Genomic DNA, 18,374 nt, shown 5'->3' with positions numbered 1-18,374 from the left:
GAGGTAAGACGCTTTTCCCGATCGAAAGGTGAGTTTGCAAACCAGTTATTATTTATAAAATAACGCCTCAAGATTTGAAAATATGCCTTTAAATCTTAGTGCATTCACCTTTAAATCATTTGGTAAACAGATGGAGGCCAGTCAATAGACATCGATTTCCCGTTAACTGATCTATTATTTATATTTGTTTATCAAAAATGATAGCATATACTTCTTATAGTGATACTGAACTAGCCAATTTGCTGCGGTCCAGGGATAGTATGGCCTATACGGAGATCTATCGCCGCTACTGGCGGATATTATATGGCCATATCTTTAAGATGCTCAGGGATGAAGACGAGTCCAAAGATATCCTGCAGGAGCTATTCAGCAGCTTATGGACGAAAGCAGAAAGAATTCCTGAGCAGCATAATCTGGCAGGTTACTTATATGTTACGGCGCGCAACCTGGTACTGAACAGCATCCGTCAGCGCAAATTTCGAAGTGATTATTTAAGTTCGATAGCAGCATTTGCCAACGAAGCCAGTGAAGCAACACTCCATCAGCTGGAAGAACGTGATCTGCTTGCAGCAATCGAGCGGGAGATCCAGGCGCTCCCGCCGAGGATGCGGCAGGTATTTGAAATGAGCCGCAAACAAAATTTAACACATAAAGAAATCGCTGAAAGTTTAGGGACCGCTGAAGAAACCGTAAAAAAGCAGGTCCATAAATCGCTCAAAATACTGCGTGCCAACCTTAAGGAGCCGGGAGGCACCGCTATGCTGCTTTTGCTGGCATCTTTACTGAAATAAGTTAAGCCAAAAAATTTTACGGTCCGATACCCCCCGGGTTATTTTCATGTGTTTTTCCTTTAAATGTCACCTCGTAAAGGTTTAAACAATGAATCAACAGGAAGCTGATCGGTTAATAGCGAAGTATCTGGACAATACGGCCGGGCCTGAAGAACGGGCGCTGATTGAAAACTGGTACATTAAAGAAGCTAATACAAGGAAACTTTCAGACGATGATAATTTTGATCATCTGGCGGGTGAGTTGTGGGCCGGCACACAACGCAGGGCAGGGTTGTCTGTTCAGCCTAAGGTAAACAGGCTTTGGCCGCGCATTGCGGTTGCCGCTTCGATATTGTTCATTTTATCTTTTGGTGCGTTTTTATTCCTGAAATATTATAGTACTGAACAGCAACCGGCAGAAAATCTTGCACTGGAAAACACACCGGCTATCTATCATCCCATACTGGTACTTGGCAGCGGGAAAAAGATCATCTTAAATAATTCCCAAAAAGGTTTGCTCGCCGAACAGGGCGTAAGTACCATCAGCAGATCGGCGAATGGTGTGATAAGCTACCATCAAGCCGCCGGGGACATAGCCGGTAACGCAACCTCGATCTACAATACGCTGGTGATTCCAGGCGGCACGAATAACCAGCAATTGGTATTGCCGGATGGAACTAAAGTGTGGATCAACGCTGCTTCATCGTTACGGTATCCCACTGCATTTACAAAGAACGAACGACAGGTCGAATTAAATGGGGAAGCCTATTTTGAAGTAGCGCATAACCCGCTTAAGCCTTTCCGGGTTGTGAGCAAGGGTCAAACAGTAGAAGTGTTAGGTACGCATTTTGACATCAACGCTTATGATGACGAACCTGCCGTCAAAACAACTTTGCTGGAAGGCAGGGTGAAGGTGACCGCTGCGGCAAATCATGCCATCCGCTACCTGGCTCCCGGTCAACAGGCTGCCTTAGATCCGGATTCTTTCACCGTAGTTCCATCGGACACGGAAGAAGCCATTGCCTGGAAAAACGGCCGCTTCGTTTTCCAAAATGATCACATCCAGCATATTATGCGGGTCATTGCCAGGTGGTATAATATGAAAATTGAATACAAGGGAAAAATTCCAGAGAACAGTTTTGGCGGGACGATCCTGCGGGATAAAAGCGTTTCCGAAAATCTGAATATCCTCCAGCTTACCGGAAAGGTCCGGTTCCATATCAAGGGAAGATTGATCATCGTGTCCAAATAACAGCAGCTATTCGATTTGAACCTATTTGATCTACAATGAAAAAAAACAGCCTTCTCATTTCAATAGCTATGATCCTGGTCAGCGCATCTTCCTATGCACAGCAAATCAACCTTTCACTTAACAAAGCTTCACTGAAGCAGGTATTTAAGGAATTGGAAACCCGGACCGGCTATAACTTTGTATATTCCGAAGAAGACCTGAAGGATGCCAAGCCGGTTACCTTACATGTAACTAAAGCAAAACTGGAGGACGTCCTTCAAAAGGTCTTTGACGGACAACCCGTTACCTACACCATCAGCAGTAAAACGGTCGTAATTAAAGAAAAACCCTCCGGACTGATTGAAAAACTGAAATCCTTTTTTAAATCACTGGTTGGCGTTGTCACTGACGAAAAAGGCAATCCACTTTTAGGCGTTACGGTAACCGTTCAGGGCTCGCAAAGCGGAACCGCGACCGGTCCGGACGGCAGATTTATACTCCACAACCTGGCCAGAGATGCTATCATACAAATCAGTTATGTTGGTTATCAAACCCAATTTATCAATGTTTCGGTTTTAAACGGCAATGAATTGACCGTTCAACTCAAGCCCAACGTTAACGAACTTGAAGAAGTGGTTATGGTCGGTTACGGTTCAACAAAAAGAAAAGATCTCACGGGTGCTGTTTCCTCAGTTAATATGGAAAATTTAAAAAATTCGTCATTTACCACCTTTGACCAGGCGCTTTCAGGGCAGGCAGCCGGTGTACAGGTCGTACAGGGAGACGGCTCTCCGGGAGGCCTGGCTAAAATCAGGATAAGAGGCGGCGCCTCGCTCATCGGGGGAAACGATCCGCTTTATGTGATTGATGGTGTGCAGGTTAACATAGCGAACAGGTATATCCAGGCAGCAGCCGACCTGGTCAACCCGGTCGAAAACCTAACGACTGATCCTTCTGCGGCAACTACTATCGGATCGTCGTTTGCCCGCGGACTGAATACGCTTGCAGGCTTAAACATTAATGATATAGTGTCTATTGATATTCTCAAGGACGCATCTGCAACAGCTATCTATGGATCGAAAGCGAGTAATGGTGTAGTCATCATTACGACCAAAAAGGGCTTTAAGAATCAAAAACCAATTGTAGAGGCGGGTTATTATCAGGCTTACAGCACGCCAAGAACGCTGAAGGTACTTAATGGGAGCCAATATGAATCCATACTCAAGGAAGGAGCTGCTAACCTTAACAAGGAGCTCGCACCCTATCATAATCTAAACGCAGATTCCATCCTGAATATACCATCTTATTTTAAAAATAACACCAACTGGATCGGTTTGGTAACACGCACGGGTGTTAGTCAAAACGCTGATGTAAGTATCCGGGGGGGCGGTTCGGATTCCAGGTATTATACTTCTATATCCTATACGGATCAAACAGGAACAGTGCTGGGTACAGATTTCAGCCGGGTGGCAGGTAAACTAAATCTCGAAAACGACATCACTAAACGGATACGGTTATCCGCCAACCTTGATTATGGTTTTACCAAAAATGATATCAGCAACGGGGTATACAGCTCGGCTGTGCTGGCACCTCCTAATTTAGTGCCTTATAACCCGGACGGATCACCCAAGAAATTTATCCCGGCATTTTTAACCGGGGCGGCCCCCCAAGGTGATCAAAACCCTTTTACGTTGCTGCAGGGAGTAGATCATGCCAACACGGCAATGCTTTTAGGCTCATTTTCTTTGGAATATGCTATACTAAAATCATTGAATTTTAAGAGCACCGTCTCCCTAAACTATACCCATTACCGCCAGCAAAATTATGTGCCTGATGCAGCTTATATTTACTCTACTGACCTGCAGTCAACCGGAGGCCTATCCACGCAAGGCCATACGCAGGAAACGGACATTTTTTACGAGAATACCCTAACCTGGGAAAAAAAATTCAATACGGCTAACCGGCTGACCTTATTAGGGGGAACATCGTGGCAGCAAACCAAAACAAATACTTTTTCTGCTTCCGGCGAAGGCTATCCCGACGACAATCTGGTAGCAGGTTTTTCCTCCGCAGCGGTTGCCTTACCATCGAGTCAATTTAATGATCAAAGCGCGTTGCTGAGCTTTTACCTTCGGGCAAATTACGCTTACCGGGAAAAATATTTGTTAACGATCACCGGCAGATCAGACGCCTCTTCTAAATTCCCGGCCAACAACCGGGTAGGTTATTTTCCTTCAGGAGGTTTGGCCTGGCTGCTCAACGAGGAAGATTTCCTGAAAAATGTTTCCTGGCTCAATGAGCTTAAATTTCGTGTAAGTGCCGGGCTGACCGGGACACAGAACATCAGTAACAATCTTTTCTATACCTTTTATACCCCTGCTATCTATGCAGGGAACAATGCCCTGGTCGCCTCAAAACTCGGCAGCGACATGACCAAATGGGAAACCACGCGGCAAAAAGATGCTGGAATTGACTTCGCATTTTTCAACTTCAGGCTTCGGGGGAGCATCGGTTATTATGATAAAAGATCTACGGATCTGCTGCTTGCATTACCCGTTCCGACCAGCACCGGTTTTTCCAATGCGCTGCAAAATTATGCGACCATTGATAACCGTGGACTTGAAATTGAATTGCGCGGCGATATGATAAAAAACAAGAATTTTCAATGGAACACTACGCTGAACATATCGGGTAACCGTTCCAAAGTACTAAAATTGAATCAGACACTCTCTGACCCGCTCTCCGGCCCCGCAACTGATAACGTTCAGGCAAATGCATTCTATCTTGGAAATACAGTTTTAGCCGTCGGGCAGCCGGTAGGATCGATCTATGGTACCAAATACATCGGCGTTTTGAAAACCATGGCCAAAAGCACTACCAATCCGTATCAATCCTACCCATATCTGCGGCTGGGATCACCACTCTTTCAATTGATCCAGTCAGGGCCATATGCGGGATCTGCGGCACATATGGTGATCGGACACGCTGAACCCAAATTCTTCGGCGGGCTCACTAATACGCTTACCTTCAAAAGTTTCAGTCTGACGACTTTGTTCAGCTTTTCCTACGGAGGTGACCTGATGTATCTTCCGCGGAAGAATGACATGGGCTTGCCTGATCAGTCAAACCATACCACGGCGATCTTAGATCATTACAGTGCATCCAATCCGGGATCTAATAATCCGGCCCTGATCCTGAACTTCAGCGGAAGTTCGCAGGACATCTCCAGCTTTGATGTATTTAATGCCTCATACCTTAAGTTGAAGTCTTTAACACTTACTTATCATTTGCCGCAAAAATTTACGGATAAGCTGCACATACATGAGGCTAACATCTTCCTCGGCGGTAATAATTTATTAATTGTTTCAAAATACCCGGGGCCGGATCCGGAAGTCAGTAATAATCCATACAGCCTGATCGGCGGTTACAGCGATGACGCGTCCTATCCAACCGCCCGTCAATATAGTTTTGGTTTAAGGATGAGGTTATAAAATAGTAAACATGGGCAACAAAACGATCATTAAAAGAGTACTCTCGGTAACTGCAGCGATCATGCTGACCTCGTGTTCCAAAGAACTGAGCATGCTGCCTAAGAATGCTGTGGTCGGCGTGGACGCGATAACCGGTGAAAGCACGGCGCAAATCGTGTTGAACGGCGCTTATTTTCGATTTGCGAACGGAAACGCCAGCAATTATACGGATTGGACCTACCATGAACTACCGGGAAGTGTTTTCGCCGGTTACCTTGGCAATGGGTTTGGTATTGCAGATTCGCAGGAATCCAATAATTATACAACCAGCAGCCCTTTTGTTCAGCCGATCTGGAATAACAATTACCAGTTGGTTGAAGCATCCAATGATCTGATCAGCGGTATTTCCAAACTCAGCGCCGGTGCCTTTACCGGTAGCAGGCGAAATGAAATGCTTGGAGAGGCTCGTTTTCTAAGGGCTTATGCTGATTTTCGCATATTAAGCTTTTTTGGCCAGTGGTGGGACATTTCCAGTAAGTTCGGGATCGTTATCCGGGACCAGCCTTCTGCGGTGAGTAATATAGCCAGGCCGCGAAGCAATGTCAGCGCGAGTTATGATTTTATCATCAGTGATCTTGATTTCGCCATTGCGAATGCACCGGCAACAAATCCTGACTATTACGCAACCAGGTGGGCAGCGATGGCATTAAAAATGCGCGTTTTAATAAGCCGCGGGGCTGCGGGAGATTATGTTCAGGTGATCGCGCTGGCTGAAGCCATCAAACAATCCGGAATCTACACGCTGGAGAATAACCTAAAGGATATTTTCTATGTAAAAGGCCTGGGCAGCTCCGAAGTTATCCTGGGAGTTCAGCCTTATACCGGTCAGGAAAAGGCGCTCACAAATCTAAGCCGGACCTATTACCCGGGAAATATTAATTATTATGTGACCAAAAAGTCCTTAAAAGATCTGTTGGGCGGTGATCCAAGGGGAGCCTGGCTGGTCGGCAAAGAAAACTTCTACATCGCGCTTGCTCCTGACACTTATTATTTTCAGAAATATATTGTTTACGGAGCTATGCCGACCCAATTATCGGAAACCGCCTATGCTTTTCGGCTAAGTGAAGTATACCTGCTGGAATCGGAAGCCACGATCCGATCCGGCGGCAACCTTGGCCAGGCCAAAACTTTACTGAAAGCAGTAATGACCAGGGCTGGTGTTACAGATTTCTCAGCCATCGATCAAGCAAACACGACTGACGAAATGTTATTGCAGAACTACTATGAGATCGTTAGAAATCTCGTCGGCGAGGACGGTGCGGACTGGATGGCGCTGCTGCGGTTACCGTTGGCGACGATCACCCAGTTAAGACCGACGATCACCTCGAGCCAGCAATATATTCTTCCGATCCCTGCAAGTGAATTACAGGCAAATCCGGATATAGGTCCTCAAAACCCGGGATATTGAAATTAAAAAAATAATTATGACTATCCTGATCAGGGAAAAAACGTACGCGCTATGAAAGTTAAGATCATCATTTTTATATTACTGATATGCCCGGCGAGTGTATTGCATGCGCAGAGCGCCGAGGAAAACCCCCGGAATTTGTTAGCAAAACTGGAAAAGATGCCTGCGGATACAGCAAAGATCGGCGCTCTGCTCGGCCTGGCAGAAAGCTTCAATGATCTGCCGGTGCAAAAAGATAGCAGAACGAACATGATCGGATTAATTCTAAACGAGGCACGCCAGCTTAATCATGTTTTCAAGATAAATAAATTCCAGGACCGCATCGATATTTTATCTGTGGAGCGCCAACTGGACAAAGATCCGACGCTTGATGTAAAAAAGCTTTTAATACCGGTCATTGAGCGCTGCCACGCTGCCGGTGACCTTAATAACGAATCCCGGGCATTGCAGACACTGGCCCTATACCAACCTGAGAACCCCGGTTCAAATTTATTTAAGCTTGGGTGTTACCGAAAGGCCCTGTCGATCGCGGTACAGTCAGGCGATCTGCAATCTGTGATCTATATCCGGGGGTGCATTGCACGTACTTACGCCGAGCAGGGGCATTTTGATCTTGCAGAAACTGAATTACTGCGGCTGGTCAGGCCGGAGCAAAAAGCATCGCACACTAACCTGCTGTTTGCCAACGACCTGCTTTGTAATCTGTATATTCAAAAAGGCCAGTATCAAAAAGCTTTAGCTTACGGCCTTCAGACGGTAAAGATGATGCAAAGCCGCAGCGATTCCCTACACGCACTCGGCTTTTACAGCCGGGTTGCCAAGATCCACAGAGATCTTGGCAATCTGTCTGAAAGCCTGGAATGGTATGAAAAAGCATATTCTGCCGTTTTACGCACAAACGAAAACTTCGCGCTGATCATCGCTGTAAAAACAGGTGTGATAGACGTCCTGCTGGCAATGGGGCGGCCGGAAGAAGCTTTGCGGCTGGCCGTTATTGACCGTAAAAAGATCAACTCGTTAAGTCCGACCACTAAAAGAATTTACCTGGTTCAGCTAAGCATTTGCTATGATGCACTTAAAATGTCTGCAGCTGCCGAGAAAAACTATCTGGATATGATTAACCTGGTAGCGCACAACAAAGATGTATTCCCGGATGTGGTTGTAGCAACCTGCTATCACAGGATCGGGAATTTCTACCTGTCGACGGGCCGCCCCGCCGCTGCAAAACCATATCTGCTGGAAGCACTCGAAAACGGTCAGGCAGCGGGTTCAATGAGCGACCTGAAAGATATTTTCCTGTCGCTTTTCAGGGCAGATTCAGCGGCGGGCAATTATCACCAGGCTATGGTCTACCTGCAAAAAAGCAATAAATTAAAAGACTCCATCTTTAACACGGCAAAAGATAAACAGTTGCAGGAGTTGCAGATTAAATTTGATACGGAACAAAAAAATAAGGATATCTCTGTGTTGCAGAATGCGGCTATACTGCAAAAGGCAAGCCTGAAAAATGCGGAGGGTACCCGTAACTGGATCATCGCAGGGTCTTGCCTGCTCCTGATCATCGCCGGGCTGCTTTACAGGCAGGCACTGACCGCCAGAAGGAGCAATCAACAGATCCAAAAGAAAAATCAAACCTTACAGCAGTTCCTCAAAGAAAAGGAGTGGTTGCTGAAAGAGGTCCATCACCGTGTCAAAAACAACCTGCATACCCTGATCTGTTTGCTGGAATCACAAGCGAAATATCTGAAAGACGACGCACTAAAAGCCATTGAAACCAGTCAGAACAGGATCTTTGCAATGTCTTTGATCCATCAGAAGTTATACCGTTCAGATGACATCAAGACGATCAATATGGCTGAATATGTTCCGGAACTCATTTTTAATCTGGAACGGAGCTTTGATATTTCCGATCAGATCCATTTTGATACAGATATTGCACCTATCTTTCTAAATGTCTCCTACGCGATCCCTTTTGGCCTGATCATTAACGAGGCGGTCACGAATGCTATTAAATATGCCTTTCCAACTAAAGGATTTGGCACCATTTCAGTTATGCTCTATCAATATCAAACAGAGGTTGTTTTGACGATCGCTGATGACGGCATAGGAATCCCCCGCAGCTTCAATGCAAAAAACAGTCAATCACTGGGCATTGAACTGATGAAAGGCCTTTGCCAGGACATTGGTGGTGAAATCTGCTTTGATACCAACAGCGGCACCAGGATCATGGTTAGCTGTGATCCTGGTGCCAGCTTTGAGAACGGCGTTCCTGTCAATCCGGAAAGTACCTCTTTCGCACCTTTGCAGAATGGCACCTACCCATATTAGCAGGCTTTGTTAAACGGCAGCATCAACGATGAATTTCTGTTATTTTTCAGCATGCCCGTGGGTAACCGGTCAAACTTCGAGATAATCCAGGTCTGCAGTAAAAGTTTCCCGGGTTCTGCTTACAGCCCAAAACGCGACGATCAGCGTAAGCAAACCTACCAGGAGTCCCGCGTATATCAAGGATCCCGAGAAGGCGCTTCGCAGGTATTGAAATAAAAGAGAAAGCGGAATTACAGCTCCTCTTACAAAGTTGGGTACGGTCGTCGTTACTGTTGCACGGATATTCGTACCGAACTGCTCTGCTGCGATCGTCAAAAAAAGCACCCAGTATCCCGCAGAGAAACCAAAAAAACCACAAACCAGATAGAACTGTAACAGGCTCAGGTTAGTCAAAAACAGGTAAGCGCCGATCGAGATCGCCGTCAATGTAAGAAACAGGTAAACGACCTTAAGCCGGCTTTTCAGATACTGACTGAGCAGGCCGCTGACCATATCACCGATCACGGATGCGCCATAACAGCAGGCGACAGCAGCTCCGGCATTAACCTGTCCCTTTACACCAAGAGCTTTACCGAACTCCGGTGACAGGGTGATCAGTATCCCAACGCCAAACCACAACGGCAGGCCTATCAGGATGCAGTACAGGTATTTGAAAAGGCGTTTTCTATCGGTGAACAAAGTAAGAAACCGGCCTTTTTTTTCAACACGCTGGCTGGCCTGGCGAAATAATGGCGATTCCGCCACGCTGATCCTCAGAAACAGCAGGCAAAGTCCCAGTCCGCCCCCGGTGAAGAAAGCCGTCCGCCAATCGAAAAATTGTGCCACAAAGTAGGCAGCCACAGCTCCAAGAATGCCTACGCCGGCAACGATAGTGGTGGCATACCCCCGCTTTGCCGAAGGCATTAATTCAACCACCAGGGTAATGCCCGCGCCAAGTTCCCCGGCGAGACCAAATCCTGCAATGAAGCGGAACAGTGCGTACCCGGATACGCCGGTAACAAAACCATTGGCAATATTTGCGATGGAATAAAGCAGGATAGAACCGAACAAAACATTAAGCCGGCCTTTTTTATCGCCGAGAATTCCCCAGAAAATCCCGCCAATCAGCAAACCTGCCATTTGCACATTCAACAGGAATATGCCTGTGGATGTCCCTTGAGCGCCTGTCAGCCCCAGCGACTTGAGGCTGGGCAGGCGTACGATGCTGAATAGCAGCAGGTCATACAGATCAACGAAATAGCCTAGTGAAGCCACGATTATTGCGGCAAAGGGAAGTATTGGGGTTTGAATAATATTGGATTGATTTTTTTTCATTTCAAGCAGATCAGATAAGTTTATGAATATCAGTGCGGATGTCGACGTTACCCCGCGGCTTCAGCAGCATCCTTCCATGCTGACCAGGTTTTTAGCCGTTCTTCATACTGCTTAATGACCAGCGGATAAGGCATGTCGCCGAGGAACAGGCGCAAGGGGGGCGCTTTTTCTTCAATAATTCTCAGGATCAGGCCGGTTGTAGCGTGGGGATTTCCTTTTTTTATGTTGAATTGCCGGTACAATTCCGCTCTTACCGAATCATAGGCTGCAATCCTGTTTTCCTGTACCGGTGGGTTTTCATCTTTGCTGGTCTCAAATATTCCCGGTTCAATAAGGGTTACTTTTATTCCAAAGTCCTTTACCTCCTGGGCCAACGTTTCAGAAAAAGCTTCCAATCCCCATTTAGAGGTGTGGTACATGCCGAGGCTTGGGAAAGTTATTATGCCTCCGATACTGGAAACCTGGATAATATGCCCTGAACGTTGCGAACGCATGACTGGCAGCGCAGCCTGGGTTACCCATAACGGGCCGAACAAATTGGTTTCCAGCTGAGTTCGAGCTTCTCTCTCAGTGGTCTCTTCGATCATGCCGTATAAGCTAAACCCGGCGACATTGATCACGACATCTAAGCCCCCGAAATGCCTGCTGCCTTCCGCTACGACGGCGAATACCTCGTCCCGGTTGGTCACATCAAGCTGCAGCGGCAGTACGGCCTCGCCATACCTGGCCTTAAGCCCATCCAGCGCCGAGACATTCCTGGCCGTGGCAATAACTTTATGGCCGTTTTCCAGGGCCGCTTCCGCCCATATCCTCCCGAATCCACGGGAGGCGGCAGTAATAAATATAATTTTTGAATTGTTCATTTCCATCAGGTATTTAAATACCTCAAAGCTCGTTGATGGAATTGCCTTAAAGAATCACCGAATCCGGTGAAATGTGTCACCGTAAACGATAATGCGGAGGCCAGGATCGCCGGTGACGGCCGGACAACGCCGGTTTATTTTATAAAAGAATGATTGACATCAGCAAAGCATTAACGATCCTCCATCCAAGTTAAAAAACTGTGCGATTTTTCTTTGTTGATCAGCAGTTTATCAGGAGTTGGAATAACCAGTTTCACGTATAGCTTTCGGAGAAAATAATGTTCCACCTCCTTGATCGCCTTGAAGTTTACGAGGAATTGCCTGTTCACTCTAAAGAATTGTTTGGCCGATACAGATCCCGCTACCTGGTCGAGTGACTGATTGATGGCAAATTCCTGCTGATCGAAGCACATGATCGATGTACTGTCATTCCTGATATGAAAGAAGGCAATATCCTCTGTTTGAATGGTAGCATATTTCTGATTCTTAAAGACCAGAAAGGTGGTCTTACCTGCCGGAGACCCTAATTTACTCAGGAGGTCACCCAGATCGGGCAGCACTTTTTGCTGAAAAAAGTTCTTGAGCTCATCAACCTTAGCCAGCGCCCGAGCGATGTCATCTTTTGAAAATGGTTTAAGCACATAATCCACGCCATTGCTTTTAAATGCCTCGAGCGAATATTCATCGAATGCGGTGCAAAAGACGACGGGTGCGGTGATCTTCACTGCTTTAAAGATTTCAAAGGATAATCCGTCGGCCAGCTGGATATCCATAAAGATCAGATCAGGCTGCGGATCATTTGCCAGCGCCGCTACCGAACTTTCAATGCTTTGGTACTGGCCGGTGATCCTGGCTTCGGGTCTTAGCGTTAAGATTATATTTTCAAGTGACTTAGCTGTTTTTAGCTCGTCTTCAATGATGATTATATTCATTTATGATGGGAAGTTTAATTTGAAAAAGTTTACCGTCATTATTAATTTGTATCTCCCTTTCCAGCAGGTGGCCGTAACGCAACTGGATATTTTTAAGGCCTACGCCAAGCGAGTTGTTCTCGCCCATTTTTAGCCGGATGGGATTTTCAATGATGATCTGATCATCTTCCATAAATAAGCGGATATGCAGCGGTTTCTCCAGTGAAACGATGTTGTGCTTAATGCAGTTTTCTACCAGCAGCTGGAGTGTAAATGGCGGGATGAGCGTTTGCAATACCTGTTCGGGCAAGTCGTCCTGAAAAGTGAAACCACCTTCAAAACGTGCATTTTGTAAAAACAGGTAAGCCTTCACGATTTCCATTTCTTCCGAAACATGGATCAGATCCAATTTGCGGCTTTCCAGCGTGTACCTGTAAAAGTTTGAAAGCTTCAATATGAAGTCCACAGCGTCCTTATCGCCGGTCTCTACCATAGCTTTGAGTGTATTCAGGCTATTAAATAAAAAATGCGGGTTAACCTGTTGTTTTAAAAGTTCATACTTTGCACCCAGGTTGTCGCTTTTGATCCGTTCCAGCTCCATGCTGACCGTTTGGTTCTCATAGTTCTGCTGGACGACATGCAGGAACATATAGAATACAAGATTGATCAGTATGCCGCGGACTTCAACCATTAGCATGACCGGACCGAAATTGATATGCGATAGGATCAGTTGCTGGATCCAGGCCAGTGCCAGCATGATCAGCAAGCCGAATAGCAGGCTTTCGATCAACCGGGCATAGGAAATGGTTTGTTTTACTTTTTTAGCCGGGTGCCTTGACAGCATAAAGATGTTGAAGTACCACATCACCAATGCGAATGTCGTCGTAATTCCGGCATTCACCGCGGCCTCCAAGGCATTAAAGTGCATGGCCGCGATCTGCGGAACAGAGGATAGCAATCCCAGGAAAATCGAACTGCCCCAAATGACTGCGGGTGCGATCCTGATGTTATTATTCATTTTTTTATCTTTCATTTTAAATCCTGGTCTTTCAAATTTAAAAAGAACTGGCATACTGTTCAAATTTACAGATCTGAAACGCCGAAGCGAGTCCTTAAGCTTTGAACCGGACACATATTAGCCCCAATCAGACAATAGTGGTTTTGAGTTATACAAGTCAAAAAAAGTGAATCAATTTTTATTAAACAATTTTGTTGAATAAAAATGTTGACTATCTTTGCTGCCGCCGCTTCGTGTGATGTTAAAGTAAAAAGGGGCTCAATTATGAGTATAGTGGTTAATGCCTTAAGGTACCATCATCCTGACAAGGAAATCCTATTTGAATCCCTTAATCTGAGTATAGGCAAAGGGGAAAAGGCTGCATTGGTTGGAAATAATGGTGCGGGCAAATCCACGCTTCTGCAACTTCTTGCAGGCGTCGTAACACCGACAGGCGGCGAAATTGTCGTCAGCGAAAAACCCTGGTTCGTTCCCCAGCACCTTGGGCAATACGATCAGTATTCCATCGCGCAGGCACTTGGCATAGCAAAAAAGCTGAAGGCGTTCAAAGCGATCACAGCCGGAGATCCTGACCTGTCGCTGTATGATGATCTGGAGGATGACTGGGAGATCGAAGATAAATTAAATACGGCGCTCAGCTATTGGGACATCAGCCATGTTTCTCCCGAGCAGTTAATGCAGGAGCTGAGCGGGGGAGAAAAGACCAGGATATTCTTAGCCGGCATCACGATATGGGATCCCGGGATCATCTTACTCGATGAGCCTACCAATCACCTTGATGGCGACAGCAGATCCAAACTTTACCAGCTCCTTACCTCCAGCCGCTCATCGATCCTCGTCGTCAGTCATGACAGGAAGCTGTTGAATCTGATCAACAAAACAATAGAACTGTCTAAATTCGGACTGGAAGTATTCGGCGGAAATTTTGATTTCTACCGGGATCAAAAGGAAGGCAAGTTAAATGCCCTGACCTCGCAGTTCGATGAACAATCAAAGTCACTCAAACAGGCGCAGCAGAAAGCCCGTGATCTGACCGAACAGCGGCAAAAAAAAGAAGCAAGGGGCAAGTCGCAAGGTCAAACCAATTCGCTGCCGAGGATCATTGCCGGGGGACTGAAAAGTAAAGCCGAACAGAGTACGGCGAAAGTATTGGATATCCAGGAGGAAAAGACTGCTGGAATTGCACATAACATACAGCAGTTACGCTCCCAGATCCAACAATACCAGGTGCTCAAAATAGATATACATTCATCAGGACTTCATCGCGGTAAGTTGCTGGTAGATGCTTTGAAGATTAATTACAGCTATGGTAATGGTTGGCTTTGGGGGCCTTTAAGTTTTCAGCTGCGGTCGGGCGAGCGCGTGCAGATCGCCGGTAATAACGGCAAAGGAAAAACAACGCTTATCCGGATAATCACTGGTGAAGCCGAACCGATGCAGGGGCAGATCAGCCGCAGCGACTTCCAGTATTTGCACCTTGATCAGGATTATACCATTATCGACGGGGGTTTAAGTGTTTTTGAGCAGGTATCACACTACAATAGCAGGAATCTGGAGGAACATCAGCTCAGATCGTTACTGATCTATTCCCAATTTCCGAAACACTCCTGGGATAGAAAGAGCAGAGATCTAAGCGGTGGAGAAAAAATGAAATTATCGCTTTGCTGCCTTGCTGTCACCACCAATACCCCTGATATGCTGATACTGGATGAGCCGACAAATAACCTGGATGTGCAAAGCCTCGAAATACTTACTGCTGCCGTAAAAACTTATAATGGTACATTGGTCGTTATTTCGCACGATGAGCAGTTCATAAAAGATATCGTTATGGACAAAGCAATCAGATTATAGCAATTCCATCTTAAATTAATTAACATATGCCACTTAAAGATACCGGAACAGAACGATTGATCAAAGATGCAGCCAAGCGCCTTTTATTTGCTGAAGGAAAATTATACGCAACGACCCAGGACATTGCCGATGCGGCGGGAATCAACCGTTCCGCGGTACATTATTATTACAGAACGAGGAATCAGCTGATATCTCAGGTGTTTGAGGAGTCGATGACCGCGCTGAGCTTGCGGCTTGATCAGGCTATGCTGTCAGATCATCCTTTTCCTAAAAAAATAGAAGAACTGATCGATATATACCTGGCCGAAATGATCGCCTATCCCTATGAAGAAACATTTATGGTGACAGAGATCAATAATGCCGGTCACAAACTGGTCACTAAAATTAAAGAGGGACCGGTAAGTTCATTTCTGGAAGAGGTCGCCAGGGAAATGGAGGCCGGCACCATTGATAAAATGAACCCGGTCCATTTTCTGATCAACCTTTTTTCCCTGCTGTCTTATCCTATTATTATGGCACCATTGTACCAGCAATTCTTTCAATTGGCTAAGGACGATTTCAATAAGATCATTCAGGAGCGGCGAGACCTCGTTTACCAAATGATCTTCAAAACAAAAGATGGAAAGACCGACCATGTTAAAATGTAAAACGAAGACAGGCATTACCCATCTTAAGGACAGGCCGCTGCCGTTTTGGTGAACTAAATACCCGGGACTGAGGCTTGAATGCAAAAAAAGGTATACTTTTGTAATCAGTAGCTATACATATACCTATGATTGACGAAAAACGGCTTGAGATGGTAAGGGAGGTACTCTCTAATCCACGAAATCAAAAAGAAGAAGTACAGGCATTACAGGATGCCATTTACGTAATTGGAGGAAAATGGAAATTGCCCATTATCAATTCGATCTGTAACGGGAACACGCGCTTCCGGGAGATCGAACGCAGTATTCCGGGTATTACCACAAGAATGCTTTCCCTGGATCTAAAAGAGATGGAAGCCAACCAGCTCATAAAAAGAACAGTCACACCAACTACACCGGTATCGGTTGAATACACGGCGACAGATTATTGCAGATCATTCGGGGATATTATCCTGGAAATGATCAAATGGGGTAAAACTCACAGGGAACGAATCAAAAAGAGTTGATTTATTTGCAATATGAATCAAACCCTTCGCCGGACAACCTCAATTGCTGAGATCCATAGAACAAAACCCTCCTGCTGACGGGCTTTGTTCTATGGAAAATTAGTGTTTAACGATGAAAATCTGAGACTTTGTTCGCCAGCAAACTAAATGTCTCCGTAATACCCTCAATGAAAGCCGCCGGATTTTCCCATGGGCCAAAGTGCCCCCCTGTTGGATAGGACTTGGCATAGACCGTGTTAAATTGTTTGGATGATGTGCCGTTCTCAAAAATCTTAATCCTGTTTTCTACCGTGGCATTAGGCGGAAACGCGTCACCGTTTAAAAAAGTAAACCCAGCCGGCGCTTCTATCAAAGGCTGACGCTGATGTGATGGCTTCCATGGATACCTTGCAGCATTCGCATAAGAACGGATGGAACTGCCAATGGCCTGATTAAGCCAAAAGATCATTGCAAACGTAATCACCTCATCTTTCGAAAATACCTCCTCGAACTTAATGCTTTGGTCACTCCACTTCATCCATCGCTGAAGTACCCAGGCAAGCATGCCTGCCGGCGAATCGTTTAATCCGTGCGTGATCGTTTGCGCATCAAGCATGTGAACCGCTACATGCGAGGCGTAAGTACGCTGGAAGTTTAATATGCCCTCCCTAAGTTCCGGCGACGCACTTTCAGGAACCAGATGACCTTCGGTCAGGTCCCAGGGACGTTCACTTTGGAAGATACGAAGCGACATTTCCTTGCCTAAATGAATTCCAATTAAACTCTCTGCATACTTATGCCCCAATTGGTTAGTGACAAGGGCACCATAGTCACATCCCGCAGCAGCATACTTTTTGTAGCCCAACTCTTCTGTCATCAATTTTTGCCAAAGATCCGCTATTTTCCAAAAATTCATTGTTCCGTCTTTTACCGGCGTTGAAAAGCCAAATCCCACAAGCGAAGGTATAACGACATCAAATGTGATCTCCGACTTAAGACCCAAACTTTCAGGATCTGTCAGCGCCTGGATAATCCTGCTCCAGTGCCAGTAGGTCCATGGCCAGCCATGTGACAGAATGATCGGTATAGAATTTTTATTCTTTCCTTTTACATGCAGAAAATGAATCGGCTGTTCATCAATCGTGACTTTAAATTGATCATAGGCGTTTAATTTCTTTTCCTGCTCCTTCCAGTCATAAATATGAGTCCAGTGATTCACCAGGTCTTTTAAATACTCGGTCTTTATACCATAAAAAGAATCCTCATTGTTCAGGTCATTTGACCAGCGTGTAGCTAACAGCCGATTGTTCAGGTCCTTCAGAACTTCATCGCTTACATCAATTTTAAATGGCTTTACTTTACTATTCATTTTCCTTCAATTAATAGGTGAACTCTAATTTGATCCTCGTTTGTTTAAGGTTGCTGATAAACCATTCACCATCTGTTTTTATAAAATCAGCGTGGTAATGACCAAAGCCGTGCATCCTCCTGAATGGAGGCATCGCACTTCCCTGCTGAGCTACTAATTTTTCATCCTCAGGACGAATAAGATAATCTTCCATTGCAAAGATTCCTTTCGCCCGGGTATCAGATTCAACTTCGATTTCAAAGGAAAAAAGGTGATGAATTGCTTTGGCGCGTCCCACGCTCTTTAACAGTTTAGCGGATATGTCCTCCCTGCCGGTCATTACCCTGATAGCTACTCCTTCCTCATTTAAGGGTGTGAATACTCCAGTAGGTGTAAATGACCCTGCGAGGCTAACCCAGTCCTTGTTGTCAGCATAACGGACATACCGGGCCATAACGGCTCTTAAATCGTCGGTTATCTTTAATTTCTCTAAATCAGTGATTTCCATTTTCAATATTATTTTATTCAAAAGTAGCCGATAACTGGTATAATATTTATACCAGTATAATCAATGATACCACAAACTGACAATTCTCTGATACCAAAGGGATACGATGTATTACCCTTGGTATCAGCTGAAACTTTTATCGTTAAACCCTATGATCTCATTGAT

Annotated in this window: 14 protein-coding genes and 1 pseudogene; 9 read left to right on the top strand and 6 right to left on the bottom strand. The window is 45.6% G+C overall.

Annotation, left to right across the window (positions count from 1 at the left end; genetic code table 11):
• Positions 1-197: 197 nt before the first annotated feature.
• The 5 genes from KXD93_RS06740 to KXD93_RS06720 all read left to right on the top strand — a co-directional run bounded on the left by KXD93_RS06740 (position 198) and on the right by KXD93_RS06720 (position 9,267).
• Entirely contained in the window at positions 198-791 is a 594-nt protein-coding gene (locus KXD93_RS06740) for an RNA polymerase sigma factor (protein WP_258136191.1), read from the top strand.
• A gap of 88 nt (positions 792-879) precedes the next feature.
• A complete protein-coding gene (locus KXD93_RS06735) occupies positions 880-2,022 on the top strand; it encodes a FecR family protein (RefSeq protein WP_258136190.1) in 1,143 nt (380 codons plus the stop codon).
• A gap of 35 nt (positions 2,023-2,057) precedes the next feature.
• Positions 2,058-5,492, top strand: a complete 3,435-nt coding sequence (locus tag KXD93_RS06730; RefSeq protein WP_258136189.1) for a TonB-dependent receptor — start codon at positions 2,058-2,060, stop codon at positions 5,490-5,492.
• 10 nt (positions 5,493-5,502) lie between these two features.
• Positions 5,503-6,939: a RagB/SusD family nutrient uptake outer membrane protein gene (locus tag KXD93_RS06725; protein WP_258136188.1), complete on the top strand. Its 1,437-nt coding sequence runs from the start codon at positions 5,503-5,505 to the stop codon at positions 6,937-6,939.
• Between the two features lie 51 nt (positions 6,940-6,990).
• The gene (locus KXD93_RS06720) at positions 6,991-9,267 is read left to right on the top strand and encodes a sensor histidine kinase (RefSeq protein WP_258136187.1); all 2,277 of its coding nucleotides are present in this window, start codon (positions 6,991-6,993) and stop codon (positions 9,265-9,267) included.
• Positions 9,268-9,336: 69 nt separating this feature from the next.
• On the opposite strand, the gene KXD93_RS06715 is transcribed toward KXD93_RS06720, so the two are convergent.
• The 4 genes from KXD93_RS06715 to KXD93_RS06700 form a co-directional block, all read right to left on the bottom strand.
• A complete protein-coding gene (locus KXD93_RS06715; protein WP_444700098.1) occupies positions 9,337-10,521 on the bottom strand; it encodes an MFS transporter in 1,185 nt (394 codons plus the stop codon).
• Between the two features lie 107 nt (positions 10,522-10,628).
• Positions 10,629-11,444 carry an SDR family NAD(P)-dependent oxidoreductase gene (locus KXD93_RS06710; RefSeq protein WP_258136184.1) on the bottom strand — a complete coding sequence of 272 codons (816 nt, stop codon included), beginning with the start codon at positions 11,442-11,444 and terminating at the stop codon, positions 10,629-10,631.
• A gap of 170 nt (positions 11,445-11,614) precedes the next feature.
• Positions 11,615-12,376: a LytR/AlgR family response regulator transcription factor gene (locus tag KXD93_RS06705; RefSeq protein WP_258136183.1), complete on the bottom strand. Its 762-nt coding sequence runs from the start codon at positions 12,374-12,376 to the stop codon at positions 11,615-11,617.
• Positions 12,357-13,388 carry a sensor histidine kinase gene (locus tag KXD93_RS06700; protein ID WP_258136182.1) on the bottom strand — a complete coding sequence of 344 codons (1,032 nt, stop codon included), beginning with the start codon at positions 13,386-13,388 and terminating at the stop codon, positions 12,357-12,359. Before KXD93_RS06700 ends, KXD93_RS06705 begins: the two co-directional genes overlap by 20 nt.
• A gap of 333 nt (positions 13,389-13,721) precedes the next feature.
• Between KXD93_RS06700 and KXD93_RS30610 the strand changes: the two are divergent.
• The 4 genes and pseudogenes from KXD93_RS30610 to KXD93_RS06685 form a co-directional block, all read left to right on the top strand.
• Positions 13,722-14,084: pseudogene (locus KXD93_RS30610) on the top strand (ATP-binding cassette domain-containing protein); the annotation flags it as partial.
• Between the two features lie 516 nt (positions 14,085-14,600).
• On the top strand, positions 14,601-15,224 hold the full coding sequence (locus KXD93_RS30605) for an ATP-binding cassette domain-containing protein (RefSeq protein WP_373417353.1): 624 nt from the start codon (positions 14,601-14,603) through the stop codon (positions 15,222-15,224).
• Positions 15,225-15,250: 26 nt separating this feature from the next.
• On the top strand, positions 15,251-15,871 hold the full coding sequence (locus KXD93_RS06690) for a TetR/AcrR family transcriptional regulator (protein WP_258136180.1): 621 nt from the start codon (positions 15,251-15,253) through the stop codon (positions 15,869-15,871).
• 125 nt (positions 15,872-15,996) lie between these two features.
• A complete protein-coding gene (locus KXD93_RS06685; RefSeq protein ID WP_258136179.1) occupies positions 15,997-16,374 on the top strand; it encodes a winged helix-turn-helix transcriptional regulator in 378 nt (125 codons plus the stop codon).
• 106 nt (positions 16,375-16,480) lie between these two features.
• On the opposite strand, the gene KXD93_RS06680 is transcribed toward KXD93_RS06685, so the two are convergent.
• Both KXD93_RS06680 and KXD93_RS06675 read right to left on the bottom strand, forming a co-directional pair.
• On the bottom strand, positions 16,481-17,722 hold the full coding sequence (locus KXD93_RS06680) for an epoxide hydrolase family protein (protein WP_258136177.1): 1,242 nt from the start codon (positions 17,720-17,722) through the stop codon (positions 16,481-16,483).
• Between the two features lie 10 nt (positions 17,723-17,732).
• Positions 17,733-18,209 (bottom strand): nuclear transport factor 2 family protein, encoded by a 477-nt coding sequence (locus KXD93_RS06675; protein WP_258136175.1) that lies wholly within the window; start codon positions 18,207-18,209, stop codon positions 17,733-17,735.
• Positions 18,210-18,374 lie beyond the last annotated feature (165 nt).

This window comes from Mucilaginibacter phenanthrenivorans (assembly GCF_024721155.1).
GTDB classification, from domain to species: Bacteria; Bacteroidota; Bacteroidia; order Sphingobacteriales; family Sphingobacteriaceae; genus Mucilaginibacter; species Mucilaginibacter phenanthrenivorans.
Note: the sequence above shows the minus strand (reverse complement) of the source record. Positions and strands in the feature narration are given on the sequence as shown.

Excerpts from the sequence above, each read along its gene's own strand:
- KXD93_RS06740 (WP_258136191.1), top strand. The coding sequence starts at position 198 with ATGATAGCATATACTTCTTATAGTGATACTGAACTAGCCAATTTGCTG.
- KXD93_RS06735 (WP_258136190.1), top strand. The coding sequence starts at position 880 with ATGAATCAACAGGAAGCTGATCGGTTAATAGCGAAGTATCTGGACAAT.
- KXD93_RS06730 (WP_258136189.1), top strand. The coding sequence starts at position 2,058 with ATGAAAAAAAACAGCCTTCTCATTTCAATAGCTATGATCCTGGTCAGC.
- KXD93_RS06725 (WP_258136188.1), top strand. The coding sequence starts at position 5,503 with ATGGGCAACAAAACGATCATTAAAAGAGTACTCTCGGTAACTGCAGCG.
- KXD93_RS06720 (WP_258136187.1), top strand. The coding sequence starts at position 6,991 with ATGAAAGTTAAGATCATCATTTTTATATTACTGATATGCCCGGCGAGT.
- KXD93_RS06710 (WP_258136184.1), bottom strand. The coding sequence starts at position 11,444 with ATGAACAATTCAAAAATTATATTTATTACTGCCGCCTCCCGTGGATTC.
- KXD93_RS06705 (WP_258136183.1), bottom strand. The coding sequence starts at position 12,376 with ATGAATATAATCATCATTGAAGACGAGCTAAAAACAGCTAAGTCACTT.
- KXD93_RS06700 (WP_258136182.1), bottom strand. The coding sequence starts at position 13,388 with ATGAAAGATAAAAAAATGAATAATAACATCAGGATCGCACCCGCAGTC.
- KXD93_RS06690 (WP_258136180.1), top strand. The coding sequence starts at position 15,251 with ATGCCACTTAAAGATACCGGAACAGAACGATTGATCAAAGATGCAGCC.
- KXD93_RS06685 (WP_258136179.1), top strand. The coding sequence starts at position 15,997 with ATGATTGACGAAAAACGGCTTGAGATGGTAAGGGAGGTACTCTCTAAT.
- KXD93_RS06680 (WP_258136177.1), bottom strand. The coding sequence starts at position 17,722 with ATGAATAGTAAAGTAAAGCCATTTAAAATTGATGTAAGCGATGAAGTT.
- KXD93_RS06675 (WP_258136175.1), bottom strand. The coding sequence starts at position 18,209 with ATGGAAATCACTGATTTAGAGAAATTAAAGATAACCGACGATTTAAGA.